Genomic DNA, 14,251 nt, shown 5'->3' with positions numbered 1-14,251 from the left:
TGAAGGTGAGGCAAGGCAAAAATCAGCGAAGAAGCGCAGTTTACGAGCGGTAAATGAGCATTCTGAGTTGATTTTTAACGCAGCATCACCGATGCGCAGGTACTTTTCAGACAAAGCTCAAGCGCTTGCAGAGGTCAATCCTGATGACAAGACCCCGCTTCATCTCGCCCAACGAAGTTTCCGCGCTCCGTACCAACATTCTCTCCAAGCTTACCTACGCCGTCGGCAAGGATCCCGACAACGCCCTCGACCACGACTGGTTCCAGGCGACCGCCCTGGTGGCCCGCGACTACATCGTCGATCGCTGGATGAGTCGCACCCGCGACGCCTATCGCACCGGTCAGAAACGGGTCTACTACCTCTCCCTGGAATTCCTCATCGGTCGGTTGCTGATCGACAGCCTATCCAACCTCGGCATCCTCGAAGAGACCCGCCGCGCCCTGGCCGACCTGGGTGTCGACTTGGAGCGTATCCGCGGGCTGGAGCCGGACGCCGCCCTGGGCAACGGCGGCCTGGGTCGCCTGGCCGCCTGCTTCATGGAGAGCATGGCCACCCTGGGCATCGCCAGCCATGGCTACGGCATTCGCTACGAGCACGGCCTGTTCCGCCAGGTGATCGCCGATGGCTTCCAGCTGGAGCAACCGGAAAACTGGCTGGATTTCGGCAACCCCTGGGAATTCGAACGCGCCGAGGTGGTGTACGAGATCGGCTTCGGCGGCCATGTCGCCCCCTATGGCGAAGGCGATCCGCGGCGCCAGGTGTGGACGCCCGGCGAGCGCATCCGTGCGGTGGCCTATGACACCCCGGTGATCGGCTGGGGCGGGGAGGGCGCCAATACCCTGAGACTCTGGCGTGCGCGGCCGCTGGAGATCCTCCACCTGGAAACCTTCAACGCCGGCGACCACGTCGGTGCCGTGGCCAACGAGGCCCGCGCCGAGAGCATCTCGCGGGTGCTCTATCCCGCCGACAGCAGCGAAGCCGGCCAGGAGCTGCGCCTGCGCCAGGAGTACTTCTTCGTCGCCGCCTCCCTGGCCGACCTGACCCGCCGCCATCTCAAGCAGCACAACGACCTGCTCAGCCTGCCCGAGCACGTGTCCATCCAGCTCAACGACACCCACCCGGCCATCGCCGTGGCCGAGCTGATGCGGCTGCTGGTGGACCTCCACGGCATTCCCTGGGACGCCGCCTGGAGCACCACCGTCGGCACCCTCAGCTACACCAACCACACCCTCCTGCCCGAGGCGTTGGAGACCTGGCCGGTGCAGCTGATGGAGCGTCTGCTGCCGCGGCACATGCAGATCATCTACCTGATCAACGCCCAGTTCCTCGACTCCCTGCGCGCCCGCGGCGAGACCGATGGCGCCATGATCTCCTATGTCTCCCTGATCGACGAAAGCCAGGGCCGCCGGATACGCATGGGCAATCTCGCCTTCCTCGGCTCCCACAGCATCAACGGCGTGTCCGGGCTGCATACCGACCTGATGCGCAAGACGGTCTTCCGCTCCTTGCACCGGCTCTATCCGGATCGCATCAACAACAAGACCAACGGCATCACCTTTCGCCGCTGGCTGCACCAGGCCAATCCGGCGCTCACCGACCTCCTGGTGGATACCCTCGGTCAGGGCGTGCTGCACGACCCCGAAAAGACCCTGCCGCACCTCAAGCCCTATGCCAACGACAGCAACTTCCGCGAGCGTTTCGCCCTGCAGCGCCAGCGCAACAAGGACACCTTCGTGGGTCTGGTGAAGCAGCGGATGGAGATCGATCTCGATCCCGGCGCGCTGTTCGACGTCCAGATCAAGCGTATCCACGAGTACAAGCGGCAGCTGATGAATCTGCTGCAGACCATTGCCCTCTACCAGGCCATCCGCGACAACCCCAATGGCGACTGGACGCCGCGGGTGAAGATCTTCGCCGGCAAGGCTGCGGCCAGCTATCACCAGGCCAAGCTGATCATCAAGCTGGCCAACGACGTGGCCAAGGTGGTCAACAACGATCCCTTGACCCGCGACCTGCTCAAGGTGGTCTTCCTGCCCAACTACAACGTCAGCCTCGCCGAGGTCATCATCCCGGCGGCGGATCTGTCCGAGCAGATTTCCACTGCCGGCATGGAGGCCTCGGGCACCAGCAACATGAAGTTCGGCCTCAATGGCGCCCTCACCATTGGCACCCTGGACGGCGCCAACGTGGAGATGTGCGAGCTGATCGGTGAAGAGCACATGTTCATCTTCGGCCTCAAGGCGGCCGAGGTGGAAGAGCGCCAGCGCAGTGGTGGCATCTCCTCGGACATCATCGAGAATTCGCCCCGGCTTGCCCAGGTACTGGCCGGGTTGCGTGCCGGCCAGTTCTCGCCCGAAGAACCGGCGCGCTATAACAGCCTGCTGGACGTCCTGACCTGGCACGACCGCTTCCTGGTCTGCGCCGACTTCGACGCCTACTGGGATGCCCAACGCCAGGTCGAAACCCGCTGGCAGCAGCCGGACAAGTGGTGGCAATCGGCGGTGATCAACACCGCCAGCATGGGCTGGTTCTCGTCGGACCGTACCATCCGCGAATACGCCACGGAGATCTGGAGGGCGTTGTAGCCGAGTACGTTTCGCGGCCACGGCGGCGATAGACCGTAGGTAGGGTTGAGACGGCTCCATCGTCGAAGCCCAACATTGCCGGTCCCCGAGGCGACGTTGGGCTTCGCTGTGCTCAACCCAACCTTGTATCTCGACTACGGCCCCTTTGCGAGGTCATAGTCCCCGACTGATCATCGGGGGAGGATGGCAAGCCGTATCCACCCTTAAGCCTTTGAGCTTGCAACGTAGATTGGGCTGCCTCCTCCACACTCATCCATTAAGTCCGAACGGTATCTGGAGCCACAAGAGCTCGTATTACGCAAGGTTGGACAGGATGACGTGATCATCAAGACACCTTCGTGGAGGAGATCTCATGGCAGTGGTAGTGGGCATCGATATCGCCAAGCGCACCTTTGATCTGGCGATGCTGCAACCCAACGGCAAGTATCGAACCAAGGGCAAACTGGCTAACGACAAGGCAGGCTTCGCGGTCTTTGCCGACTGGCTGCAGCGGCATGCCGAACCGGACGCCTGGATCGTGATGGAGGCGACCGGCATCTACCACGAAGCCCTTGCCGAGCACTTTCATGCCTTGGGCTATCGGATCGCCATACTCAACCCTGCGCAGGTTGCCCGCTATGCACAAAGTCAGCTGCAGCGCAGCAAGACAGACAAGCTCGATGCCAAGCTGATTGCCACCTATGGCCAGCTGCATCTGGATCGACTACGGGCCTGGCAACCTGAGCCTCTGCCCTTGCGCCAACTCCGCGCGCTGACCCGACGCTTGGAAGATCTTCGATCGCTGCGGCAGATGGAGCTCAACCGACTCGAGGTCAGCCCGGAAAACGTCCAGGACTCGATCCGAGCAGTCCTGCAGCGGCTCGATGAACAGATTGCCTGGACGCTAGAGCAGATCAAACGGCACATCGACGATGATCCGGACCTGCGCGGCAAACGTGATCTGCTGGTGAGCATAGACGGCATCGCCGACAAGACCGCAGCCCTGATCCTAGCTGAGCTGGGCGATATCGGTCGCTTCACTCATGCCCGCGCCGTCACTGCCTTTGCGGGTCTGGATCCACGCTTGCAGGAGTCTGGCACCTATCGTGGCCGTACCTGTATCTCGCGTACGGGATCAGCCCGCTTGCGCACCGCGCTGTACCTGCCTGCCGTCGTGGCGTTGACCCATAACCCCGCGATCAAGGCGCAAGCCGAGCGCCTGAAAGCCAAGGGCAAAAAAGGGAAACAAACCGTCTGCGCCGCCATGCGCAAGCTGCTGAGCATCGCCTATGGCGTGCTCAAATCGGGCAAGCCTTTCGATCCTGCATTGGCAATTGCACACTGAGGTGGAAGACGGTATCTACGGGGGCCGGCCATGGCCGCGATCAACTACCCCCGGTTGAGAACCCCCGCCTTCCACGACGTCTACATCCTTGCAGCCTCCGCCTCGCAAGCGTTCATCTGGAGCCCTCATGCCCCGTACCTTCACCCGCCTCGAAGCGGGCAATCCCGCCCATTACGGTGCCACCGTCGTCGACGGCGGGATCAACTTCGCCGTCTGGTCCCCTGCCGCCGAAGCCGTCGAACTCTGCCTCTACGATGCCAAGGGTGAGGCCGAGACCCAGCGCCTGGCCTTTCGCGAACATGAGGGCGGCGTCTGGCATGGTTTTCTACCTGGCGCCAAGCCAGGCCTAAGATATGGGTTGCGCGCCCAGGGCGCCTATCGGCCCCAGGATGGGCTCAGATTCAATGCCCAAAAATTGCTGGTGGATCCCTGGGCCCTGGCGGTGGACCGGCCGTTCCAGCTGCACCCCAGTACCTATGGCTTCCACCCCGAAGACCCCAACCGCCCGGACGAGCGCGACAGCGGCGCCCATGTCCCCAAGGCCATCGTCCTGCCTTCGCTCGACGCCCTGACGCCCGCACCCAAGCGTCGCGACGCCGGACTGATCTACGAGCTGCACGTCCGCGGCCAGACCAAATTGCATCCAAAGGTCCCAGCCCGCCAGCGCGGCACCCTGGCGGCGTTGCGGCATCCTGCGCTGATCGAGCATTGGCAGGGTCTCGGCGTCACCACCCTGGAACTGCTGCCCATCGCCGCCTGGGCTGACGACCGCCATCTGCCGGCCCTGGGGCTGGCCAACTACTGGGGCTACAACCCGGTGGTCATGGCCGCCGTCGATCCTCGCCTGGCCGGGCGCGATGCCCTGGGCGAATTGCGCGAGACCGTGGCCACCCTGCAGGCGGCCGGCTTCGAGGTGCTGCTCGACGTGGTCTTCAACCATACCGGCGAAGGCGACGAACTGGGCCCGACCTTCAACCTCCGTGGCCTGGACAACGCCGGCTACTACCGCCTGCAGCCAGACGATCCGGCCCGCTATATCAACGACATGGGTTGCGGCAACTGCCTGGCACTCTACAGCCCGCCGGCGCTGCGCCTGTCCCTGGACAGCCTGCGCCACTGGGTCACCGCCGCCGGCGTCGACGGCTTCCGCTTCGACCTCGCGCCGGCGCTGGGGCGCCTGGAAAGCGGTTTCGATCGTGACGCACCACTGCTCCAGGCGCTGGCCCAGGATCCGGTCCTGCGCCAGGTGCGGTTGGTGGCCGAGCCCTGGGACATCGGCCCCGGTGGTCATCAGGTCGGTGCCTTCCGCGCGCCCTGGCAAGAATGGAACGACGCCTTTCGTGACGACGTCCGCCGCTTCTGGCGCGGCGACGAGGGGCTGCGTGGCGCCCTGGCGACCCGCCTGGCTGGCAGTGCCGATCTGTTCGGCACGGGCGATCGCCCGCTGCGCACCAGCGTCAACTTCATCACCGCCCACGACGGTTTCACGCTCGCCGACCTGGTCAGCTACGCCGAAAAGCACAACGACGCCAACGGCGAAGACAATCGCGACGGCACCACCGACAACAAGAGCTGGAACAACGGCGCGGAGGGCCCGAGCGACGATCCCACTATCCAAGAGGCCCGTGCCGCCGATCAGCGCGCCCTGCTGGCGACCCTGATCCTCGCCGGGGGTGAACCCATGCTCACCGCTGGCGACGAATTCGGTCGTACCCAGCAGGGCAACAACAACGCCTACGTGCAGGACAACGAACTGTCCTGGCTGGATTGGCGGCAGGCCGCCAGCCCCGCCGGGCAACGGCAGAGCGCCTTCGTCGGCCGCCTCATGGCGCTACGCCAGGAACTGCCGGCCTTGCAGGCACAGCGGCTGCTGGGTCGCCCCGATTCCCGTGGCTGGGTGAGGATCGAATGGCTCGATGCCGATGGCGTGTCGATGGACGACGGCCGCTGGCAAGCCGGGGGCCGCTTGCCACTCGCGCTCACCCTGGAATCCCTCGATGGCGAGGATCAGCCCGACGCGGCGCGAATCTGGCTGGCCTTCCAGCCACGCCGGGAGGAGATCGAGCTGCGTCTGCCCCCGTCACGTGACGGACATCACTGGGTGATACAGCTGGACAGCCGTCGGCCTGAACTGGAACCGGACTCGGCAGTCTATCCCAGCGCCGAAAACCTCCGTGTTGGCCGAGGCGTACTGCTGGCCGTGGAGACCCCGGACGCGCCCTAGGCGCCCGTTCCCGGTCGGTCGTCAGCGCTGATCGCTTTCTCACCTGGTCGAGGAAGCAGCAAATCGGCACTGGCTGGCAGACCCGGCCTGTCGGTCCGCTCTGCTTGAGACGGAGCTTGAGCTTTGGCGCTACACTCGCGCCCATCATTACAAGGAGCACCGCGATGTCCCGGATATCCCTCAGTCGTTACCTCATCGAGCAGACCCGCAGCCACAAGACCCCGGCCGACCTGCGCTTCCTCATCGAAGTCGTGGCACGGGCGTGCAAGCGCATCAGCTACGAGGTGTCCAAGGGGGCGCTGGGTGGCGTGCTCGGCAGCATGGGCACCGAGAACGTCCAGGGCGAGGTGCAGAAGAAGCTGGACGTGCTGTCCAACGAGATCCTGCTGGAAGCCAACGAGTGGGGCGGCACCCTGGCCGGCATGGCCTCCGAGGAAATGGATCAGGTTCACCAGATCCCCGGTCACTACCCCAAGGGTGCCTACCTGCTGATGTTCGACCCGCTGGACGGCTCGTCCAACATTGACGTCAACGTCTCCGTCGGCACCATCTTCTCCATCCTGCGCAAGGACTTCGTCAGCAGCACCACCGGTGACGTGACCGAAGAAGCCTTCATGCAGAAGGGTACCGAGCAGGTCGCTGCCGGCTACGCCATCTACGGTCCCCAGACCATGCTGGTGCTGACCCTGGGCGACGGCGTCAAGGGCTTCACCCTGGATCGCGAGCTGGGCAGCTTCGTCCTGACCCACGAAGACATCACCATTCCCGAGTCCACCGCCGAATTCGCCATCAACATGTCCAACCAGCGTCACTGGGAAGCCCCGGTCAAGCGCTACGTGGACGAGCTGCTGGCTGGCAAGGAAGGCCCCCTGGGCAAGAACTACAACATGCGCTGGATCGCCTCCATGGTGGCCGACGTCCATCGCATCCTTACCCGCGGCGGCATCTTCATGTACCCCCGCGATGCCCGTGAGCCCGAGAAGCCCGGCAAGCTGCGCCTGATGTACGAGGCCAACCCCATGTCCATGCTGGTCGAGCAGGCCGGTGGTGCCGCCACCAACGGTCACCAGCGCATCCTCGACGTCCAGCCCGACGGCCTGCACCAGCGCGTGGCCGTGTTCATGGGCTCCAAGGAAGAAGTCCAGCGCGTGACCGAGTACCACCGTCAGCGTTGATCCCTCCTGCCGGGCCGCCTGCAACGGGCGGTCCGGTTCGCTTGTCGCCTCACCCGTTCAGCTCCGATTCAGTCCCCTTAATCCGCTGCTAATCCGCATCCGCCAAAGATGGCCGCGCAGCCGGTCGGGCTGTATTCGAATCGTGTGAGGATCTTTCCACCATGAACGCCCTGAAATCCCGTGTCGTCCTCTTCGGCCTGCTGGCCCTGGCCAGCCACCAGGTTTTTGCCGCCGATACCCAGAGTTTCGCCGGCCTCACCTATGGCAAGAGCTACGACAACTTCAGCAACAGCCACGCCCTCGATGGCAACCTGAACAGCCCTGACACCGATGGCGCCATCGATGGCAGCAACACCTGGGGGCTGCGCGTCGGTCAGCAGAACGCTGCCGGTCGCTACTACGCCACCCTCGACCAGGCGAGCGGCAGCAGCGATGGCCTGAGGCTGAAGCAGCAGGATCTCACGGGGAGCTACGATGCCTTCTACCCCCTGGGCAGCAGTACCAAGCTGTTCGGCGGTGGCACCCTGGGCGTCGCCCGGGTCACCCAGGACGGTTCCAGTTTTGGACACGAGAGCGACACCGGCTATGTGGCCGGCGTCCAGGCGGGCATTCTGCAGCAGGTCAATGAGCGCACCTCCCTGGAAGCCGGCTACCGCTATCTGCGCAGCAACGCCAAGCCGGACATCGACCAGGACGGCGCCAAGCTCGGTTCCAGCCGGCTCGACAGCAGCAAGGAAATCTATGTGGGTATGAACGTCTACTTCTAAGGCGCGGCCGGGTCGACAGCGGTCGTCCCGGTCTTCTTCAGCCGTAGGGGTCCAGGCCCGAGAAGGTTGCCACCAGCGCCACGGCGACCACGCCCAGAACGATCTCCGCGGCGGTGGCCCGGCGCAACAGCGTCAAGGCAGGCGCCTGCCGCCTCAGGCGGGGTACCAGCAGATAACGATTGGCCAGGGCCAGGGCAACCATCGCCGCCACCACCAGCACCTTGCCAAGCAGCAGACCGGAGTAGGGCGTCAGCTGCAGCAGCCCATCCGGGCCCAGGATCAACAGGCTGTTGAAGACACCGCTGAGCAGCGCCAGCGCCACGCTGATCTGACCGGGCAGGGAGTAGCTGCGCAGCAGTTGCTGAACATCATCGCGCAGGGCGCTCGGCGGTCGCTGCAGACACAGCAGCACCCCGGGCAGACTGCCTAGCCAGAGACCCGTGGTCAGCAGATGCAGCGCCTGATTCAGCTGATGCACTCCGCCAAGCCAGCCGGCCGTCGCGGCGGCATGGCCACCCAGGGCCAGACTGGCCAGCAGCAGGCCACTGAATCCCCACAGCCAGCGGCTGCCGCGGACCCATGGCCCCACTAGCAGCCACAGAGACAGCAACAAGCCCAGAGGCAGTTGCCAGCGCCAGCCGTGGCCGGCCGCCGTGCCCAGGTAGAGTTGCCACAAGGGCAGGTTGAAGGCATCTCCCCAGCCATCACCCACCAGCGCCGCCTGCAAGGGCAGCTGACTCAGTACCCCGAGGAGCAACAGCGCCCCCAGCAGACGGGCGCTGGCTCGCGCGCGTTCCAACAGCCAGGTGCGCAGTCTAGGGCGACCGAGCCAGAGCGCTAGCGCCAGATAGCCCCAGGCCAGCAGCAGCGGCAACAGGAAGAGGGCACGGGCGAGCGGACGCCAGGCGTCGGGCGTTGCCAGTCCGCCATCCATCGTTACTGGACGGTGAAGCGGTAGTCGCCCTGGGTCTTGTGCCCATCCTTGGCCAGTACGCGCCATTTCACCTGGTAGCGGCCCGGCGCCAGCGGCGCCTCCAGCGGAACGTCCAGGGTGCGTTCGTCGCGGCCGGAAATGACCTTGCCCGTGGTGATGGCCGTGCTGGCCTGACCATCCAGACGTTGCAGCTGCACCTGGCTCAGGGACGCCTCGATGCCTTCGGAAAAGCTCAGGCTCAACTGTTTCGGCGCCTGGCTGGTGCTGTCGGGTGCAGGCTCGGCGGTCTTGAGGTGACCATGGGCCAGGGCCAGCCCCGGCAGCAGCAGGCAGGTCAGAGCGAGGCGACGAGCGTGACGCAGGACAGCGGTCATGGAGATCTCCAGCGGCAGAAGGAAACCGCCAGCTTAGCAGTCCGTCCGGGCGGCGTCCGCGCCTGGAGCCTGTTCCGCGGCACGCGCCGCGCACTCGACGAAGGTCCGTGCGGTGCAGGTCCGGCAGACCTCCGGATCCAGACGTGGATAGATGCTGCGCAAGGCCTGATCCTTGGACGAGAAGACATGGCCTTCGCCCAGCTCCTTGAGAAAGCCGGTCTTGGCGAACAGCTGCAGCACTGGGGTACGAGGACGGTGGAAATAGAGATCGCCGCCCAGGGCCCGGCGCTCGCGCCACTCGCGGCGCCACAGGTCGTTACCGGCCAGGTCGATGAAGTTCATGCTCTTGGTCATGAACAGGGCATGCTTCTGGCCGGGTTGGGCACTGCGAAAACCGTCCAACTGATCCCCGACATGGGGTACGGCGCCAAAGAATACCGAGCCCTCCACCCGCACCAGCTTGAGTTGCGGACACTCCTGCGCCGGCTGGCCCAGTTCGTCCAGCGGGGTGAAACGGCGCTCGGGCGTGCGCGGATCCGGTACCAGAGGACGAATAGCCGGATGCGAAGTGCGATAGAGATAGGCCACCAGGGATACCAGGGTGCCCAGCAGCACTGCCCGGTCCAGGGCAATGGTCAGGGTCGCCAGAAAGGTCACTCCCGCGACCAGGGCCTCGGTGCGGCTGACCCTTAGGACCTCGCGCCAGCGCCCCAGATCCAGCAGGCCGCGCGCCACCAGTAGCAGGGTAGCGGCGATGGCTGCCAGGGGAATGGCGGCGATCAAGGCACCCCCGAAGGCCACCAGGGCCACCACCAGCAGGGCAGCGAACACCGCCGCCAGCGGGGTGCGGGCGCCGGCTTCGAAATTGGGCATGGAGCGGTTCAGCGAGCCGCAGGAGACATAGGCTGAAAAGCAGCCGCCCACCAGGTTGGCCACCCCCTGGCCACGGAATTCGCGATTGACGTCCAGCCGCTGCCCGGAGCGCTGGGCCACCGCTTTGGCGATCGACAGCGACTGCCCCAGTGCCACCAGCGTCAGGGCCACGGCGATCCCGGAAAGATTGCCCAGGTCCTGCAGGGTGACGTTGGGCAGATGGAAGGGCGGCAGCGCCGAAGGAATGCGGCCGACCGTGGCGATCCCCTGGGCCGCACCCGGCACGCTGCGCTCCAGCACCCAGGCGCTCAGGCAGCCGGCCAGCAGGCCCAGCAGCATGGTCGGCCAGCGCGGGCGCAGCCGGCGCAGCAGCAGGGTGGCGACCAGGGTCACCACCCCGATCACCAGTGAGGGCCAATGGATCGCCAGGGGATGAGCGAGTACGTAACCGAGCACGCCGAAAGCCGAGGTGCCCAGCGGCGGCGACAGCCCGAACAGGTCCTTGAGCGAATAGAGCCCGATGAGCACGGCGGCACCACTCATGAAACCGAGCAGCACCGAGGGTGAGATGAAGTTGGCCACCGCGCCGAGCCGCAGGGCGCCCACGGTCAATTGCAGCAGACCGACCAGCAGGGTCACCGCGAGGGCGAGATCGATATAGGGGCCAGAGCCGGCTAGCGCCAGTGGCGACAGCGCCGCCAGCAGGGCCAGGGAGTTGGCATTGGTTGGCCCGGTCACCACATGGCGACTGGAGCCCGCCAGGGCAGCGACGATACAGGGCACCACAGCGCCATAGACGCCATATTGCGGTGGCAGTCCGGCCAGGGTGGCAAAGGCGACGCCCTGGGGCAGTGCCAGGACCGCCCCCAGCAGACCCGCACCCAGATCCGCCTTCAGGGTGGTGCGGTCCACCTCACGGAGCCAGGGCAGCAGGGTCGAAAGGGCGGGCATGGAGCGCTCCTGGGAGAAGGGTCGCCCACTCTACCGATTCCGGTTGCCAGTGGGCTACCTGAGTCCCGCCGTCTCCGGTTGCCCCCACGACATCGGTAGCGTGTTCATTTCTTCACCAGTCGCCGCCAGCCCGGTCTCTGTGGCGTTCTCGTGACTTCATGCACGGGTTATCCACATCACTGTACACGGTCCCTGTGGGTAACCTGAGCGACTAGCCGTCGTGGCTGTTGGCGGCGATCCGATGGATCGACAGGTCGGCGCCCTGGTATTCCTCTTCCTGACTCAGGCGCAGTCCCAGCACGGCCTTGAGCAGCCCGTACACCGCCAGGCCACCAAGCAGGGCAACGGTGATACCCAGCGCGGTGCCGGCCAGCTGCGCCAGCAGGCTCACACCGCCCAGACCTCCAAGCGCGGTCTGGCCGAACAGGCCGCAGGCGATGCCGCCCCAGGCACCGCAGAGGCCGTGGAGCGGCCAGACCCCCAGGACGTCGTCCAGCTTCCAGCGTGTCTGCACTGCGGTAAAGGCCCAGACGAACAGGGCTCCCGCGACCAGACCGGTCCCCAGGGCGGCGATGGGGTGCATCAGATCGGAGCCGGCACAGATGGCGACCAGCCCGGCCAGAGGGCCGTTGTGCAGGAAGCCAGGGTCATTGCGTCCCAGCAGCAGGGCGGCAGCCGTCCCGCCGACCATGGCCATCAGCGAGTTCAGCGCCACCAGACCGCTGACGCCCGCCAGGCTCTGGGCGCTCATCACGTTGAAGCCGAACCAGCCGACGATCAGGATCCAGGAACCCAGCGCCAGGAAGGGAATGTTCGAGGGCGGAAAGGCCACCAGTCGGCCTTCGCGATAGCGGCCCTGGCGCGGGCCCAGCAACATCACCGCGGCCAGCCCCAGCCAGCCACCCACCGCATGCACCACCACGGAGCCGGCGAAGTCATGGAAACGTGCGCCGAACAGGCTCTCGAAGTGGTCTTGCAGCCCCAGGTTGTTGTTCCACATCAGGCCCTCGAAGCAGGGATAGACGAAGGCCACGATCAGCGCGGTGGCGCACAGCTGTGGCACGAAGCGCGCCCGCTCGGCGATGCCGCCGGAGATAATTGCCGGAATGGCCGCGGCGAAGGTCGCCAGGAAAAAGAACTTCACCAGTCCATAGCCACTGTCGGCGGTCAGCACCTGGGCCGGAGCAAAGAAGGTCACGCCATAGGCGATCCAGTAGCCGACGAAGAAGTACACCAGGGTGGAAATGGCGAAGTCGGCGAGGATCTTGGACAGGGCATTCACCTGGTTCTTGTGCCGCACGGTACCGGCTTCGAGAAAGGCGAAGCCGGCGTGCATGGCCAGCACCATCACGGCGCCGAGCAGGAGAAAGAGGGTATTGGCACTGTGGACCAGGGTCGCCACGGCAGAAGGCAATTCGTTCATCAGGGCAGTCGTCTGAAAGGGTTGCACCAAAAACATGCCTGGCGGCTGCTTGGTGCGCGCTTTTGGGGCGCGTGGCAGCTCTCGGCAGGTTCAGTCTTGCCGCCAGGAGAAACGCAACGTGGATTTGGCGCAGGGATGCGCCTGGGCGGTGCGAAACGGAAGGGCGTGCACCACCAGACAGCAAAGGTCATGCCGCTAGAGCGAGCGCAGGACGATACGACCGCTGCTCAGATTGCTCAGCAGCGTCGCCACTTCATCCCGGCGCTGTGGCTCCACCGCAATCCGCAGGGCGATCTCCAACGCCTGGTAATCCTCTTCGAGCATCAGCACCGCCAGGCCCGCCAGGCGCGCCTTGATCAGCGGCCATTCCGCATAGGTGCAGGCAAAGCCATAGTCCTGCCGCACCACTAGCGGCTGTTTGTCCGCCTGCTGCAGACAGCGGGCGGCGCAACCGCCATAGGCCCGTACCAGACCGCCGGTACCCAGCTTGATGCCGCCGTACCAGCGGATGACCACCACTACCACCTGGTCGCAATCCTGCCCTTCGATGGCTGCCAGAATGGGCCGGCCAGCTGTACCTCCGGGCTCGCCATCGTCATTGAAACGGTATTGATTGCCGAGCTTCCAGGCCCAGCAGTTGTGGGTCGCGGTCGGCACGCTCACGCGCTCGATGAAGGCCATGGCCGCTTCCGCAGTCGCCACTGGGGCGGCGAGGGCGAGGAAACGGCTCTTGCGTACCTCTTCTTCGAAAGAGGCGTCCTGAGTCAGGGTAAAAGTCATGATGCCTTGAGACCCAGTCCCTTGAGGATGATATGGGTGAGGGTCTGGGCCGCCTCGTCGAAATCCTGTCGGGTCAGGCGCGCACGCCCCGTCACCTGACAGATCTGACTGGCGAAGTCGGCATAGTGCTGGGTGCTGCTCCACAGCATAAAGATCAGATGGACCGGATCCACCGGATCCAGCTTGCCAGCGGCGATCCAGGCCTCGAACACTGCCGCCCGGCTGCGAAACCAGGTCTGGTAGTCCTGATCGAAATACTCGTACAGGCAGTGGCCACCGCCGATGATCTCCATGGCGAAGATCCGTGAGGCCAGCGGTTGGCGTCGCGAGAACTCCAGCTTGGCGCGAATATAACGGCTAAGGGCCTCGGCCGGATCGTCATCGACGGTCAGGTGGTTGAAGGTGCTGTCCCAGAGCTCGAGGATATTGCCCAGCACCGCCATATAGAGGCCGAGCTTGTTGGTGAAGTAGTAATGGAGATTGGCCTTGGGCAGCCCGACACGTTGCGCGATGGTGTTCATGCTGGTGCCCCTGAAGCCATGGCGGGCGAATTCCTCCTCCGCCGCGCTCAGGATCGCCTCCTCATTCTTCTGCCGGATGCGTCCGGCCGGCTTGTCCTGGCCAGCATGGTGCGCGGGTACGAGTAGGGTCATTGGCCACTGCAAGGTCTGAAGGCACGGACGGGCATCAATAGCGCACCCCCGACCCGCGACACAAGTCGTCCCGGGTCAGAGCGTGCGGGGCGTTCTGGGCGGATCCGCCATCCCGCCTGGATCAGAACTGGTATTTGACCAGAAAACTGAAGACGCTCTGGTCGGTATGGAAGGCCTGGCTGTCCTTG

The 14,251-nt window shown here is 65.1% G+C and carries 12 protein-coding genes (1 of these 12 running past the window's edge); 5 read left to right on the top strand and 7 right to left on the bottom strand.

Annotated features, from left to right (window positions below; all coding sequences use genetic code 11):
* The first annotated feature begins 143 nt into the window (after nt 1-143).
* The 5 genes from ACWPW1_RS17665 to ACWPW1_RS17645 all read left to right on the top strand — a co-directional run bounded on the left by ACWPW1_RS17665 (nt 144) and on the right by ACWPW1_RS17645 (nt 8,075).
* Nucleotides 144-2,585, top strand: coding sequence for a glycogen/starch/alpha-glucan phosphorylase (locus ACWPW1_RS17665; RefSeq protein WP_454253569.1), 2,442 nt, complete (start codon nt 144-146; stop codon nt 2,583-2,585).
* A 352-nt stretch (nt 2,586-2,937) separates the two neighbouring features.
* Complete coding sequence (locus ACWPW1_RS17660) at nt 2,938-3,909, top strand: IS110 family transposase (protein WP_454252870.1); 972 nt, start codon at nt 2,938-2,940, stop codon at nt 3,907-3,909.
* A 127-nt stretch (nt 3,910-4,036) separates the two neighbouring features.
* Entirely contained in the window at nt 4,037-6,133 is a 2,097-nt protein-coding gene (gene glgX, locus ACWPW1_RS17655) for a glycogen debranching protein GlgX (protein WP_454253568.1), read from the top strand.
* A 164-nt stretch (nt 6,134-6,297) separates the two neighbouring features.
* On the top strand, nt 6,298-7,308 hold the full coding sequence (locus tag ACWPW1_RS17650) for a class 1 fructose-bisphosphatase (RefSeq protein ID WP_059315932.1): 1,011 nt from the start codon (nt 6,298-6,300) through the stop codon (nt 7,306-7,308).
* A gap of 161 nt (nt 7,309-7,469) precedes the next feature.
* Nucleotides 7,470-8,075 (top strand): outer membrane protein, encoded by a 606-nt coding sequence (locus tag ACWPW1_RS17645; RefSeq protein ID WP_454253567.1) that lies wholly within the window; start codon nt 7,470-7,472, stop codon nt 8,073-8,075.
* Between the two features lie 37 nt (nt 8,076-8,112).
* Here ACWPW1_RS17645 and copD read toward each other — a convergent pair whose 3' ends face one another.
* The 7 genes from copD to ACWPW1_RS17610 all read right to left on the bottom strand — a co-directional run.
* A complete protein-coding gene (copD, locus tag ACWPW1_RS17640) occupies nt 8,113-9,009 on the bottom strand; it encodes a copper homeostasis membrane protein CopD (RefSeq protein WP_454253566.1) in 897 nt (298 codons plus the stop codon).
* A 2-nt stretch (nt 9,010-9,011) separates the two neighbouring features.
* Nucleotides 9,012-9,383, bottom strand: a complete 372-nt coding sequence (gene copC / locus ACWPW1_RS17635; protein ID WP_454253565.1) for a copper homeostasis periplasmic binding protein CopC — start codon at nt 9,381-9,383, stop codon at nt 9,012-9,014.
* A 33-nt stretch (nt 9,384-9,416) separates the two neighbouring features.
* Complete coding sequence (locus ACWPW1_RS17630; RefSeq protein WP_454253564.1) at nt 9,417-11,207, bottom strand: SulP family inorganic anion transporter; 1,791 nt, start codon at nt 11,205-11,207, stop codon at nt 9,417-9,419.
* 211 nt (nt 11,208-11,418) lie between these two features.
* On the bottom strand, nt 11,419-12,630 hold the full coding sequence (locus ACWPW1_RS17625) for an ammonium transporter (RefSeq protein ID WP_454253563.1): 1,212 nt from the start codon (nt 12,628-12,630) through the stop codon (nt 11,419-11,421).
* 195 nt (nt 12,631-12,825) lie between these two features.
* On the bottom strand, nt 12,826-13,410 hold the full coding sequence (locus tag ACWPW1_RS17620; RefSeq protein ID WP_454253562.1) for an IMPACT family protein: 585 nt from the start codon (nt 13,408-13,410) through the stop codon (nt 12,826-12,828).
* Nucleotides 13,407-14,063, bottom strand: a complete 657-nt coding sequence (locus ACWPW1_RS17615) for a TetR/AcrR family transcriptional regulator (RefSeq protein WP_059315926.1) — start codon at nt 14,061-14,063, stop codon at nt 13,407-13,409. Before ACWPW1_RS17615 ends, ACWPW1_RS17620 begins: the two co-directional genes overlap by 4 nt.
* Before the next feature lie 121 nt (nt 14,064-14,184).
* Nucleotides 14,185-14,251, bottom strand: partial view of a DUF5020 family protein gene (locus tag ACWPW1_RS17610; protein WP_323149485.1) — the end only. It continues 731 nt past the right edge of the window; the window shows 67 of its 798 coding nt (coding positions 732-798); the start codon falls outside the window, past its right edge; the stop codon is at nt 14,185-14,187.

Source organism: Pseudomonas sp. Marseille-Q7302, from assembly GCF_965111925.1.
This window is presented reverse-complemented; position numbering and strand designations above follow the sequence as displayed.

Coding starts and splice junctions, on each gene's coding strand:
- ACWPW1_RS17620 (WP_454253562.1), bottom strand. CDS start 13,410: ATGACTTTTACCCTGACTCAGGACGCCTCTTTCGAAGAAGAGGTACGC.
- ACWPW1_RS17650 (WP_059315932.1), top strand. CDS start 6,298: ATGTCCCGGATATCCCTCAGTCGTTACCTCATCGAGCAGACCCGCAGC.
- ACWPW1_RS17630 (WP_454253564.1), bottom strand. CDS start 11,207: ATGCCCGCCCTTTCGACCCTGCTGCCCTGGCTCCGTGAGGTGGACCGC.
- ACWPW1_RS17660 (WP_454252870.1), top strand. CDS start 2,938: ATGGCAGTGGTAGTGGGCATCGATATCGCCAAGCGCACCTTTGATCTG.
- ACWPW1_RS17615 (WP_059315926.1), bottom strand. CDS start 14,063: ATGACCCTACTCGTACCCGCGCACCATGCTGGCCAGGACAAGCCGGCC.
- ACWPW1_RS17625 (WP_454253563.1), bottom strand. CDS start 12,630: ATGAACGAATTGCCTTCTGCCGTGGCGACCCTGGTCCACAGTGCCAAT.
- copD (WP_454253566.1), bottom strand. CDS start 9,009: ATGGATGGCGGACTGGCAACGCCCGACGCCTGGCGTCCGCTCGCCCGT.
- glgX (WP_454253568.1), top strand. CDS start 4,037: ATGCCCCGTACCTTCACCCGCCTCGAAGCGGGCAATCCCGCCCATTAC.
- ACWPW1_RS17645 (WP_454253567.1), top strand. CDS start 7,470: ATGAACGCCCTGAAATCCCGTGTCGTCCTCTTCGGCCTGCTGGCCCTG.
- ACWPW1_RS17665 (WP_454253569.1), top strand. CDS start 144: ATGACAAGACCCCGCTTCATCTCGCCCAACGAAGTTTCCGCGCTCCGT.
- copC (WP_454253565.1), bottom strand. CDS start 9,383: ATGACCGCTGTCCTGCGTCACGCTCGTCGCCTCGCTCTGACCTGCCTG.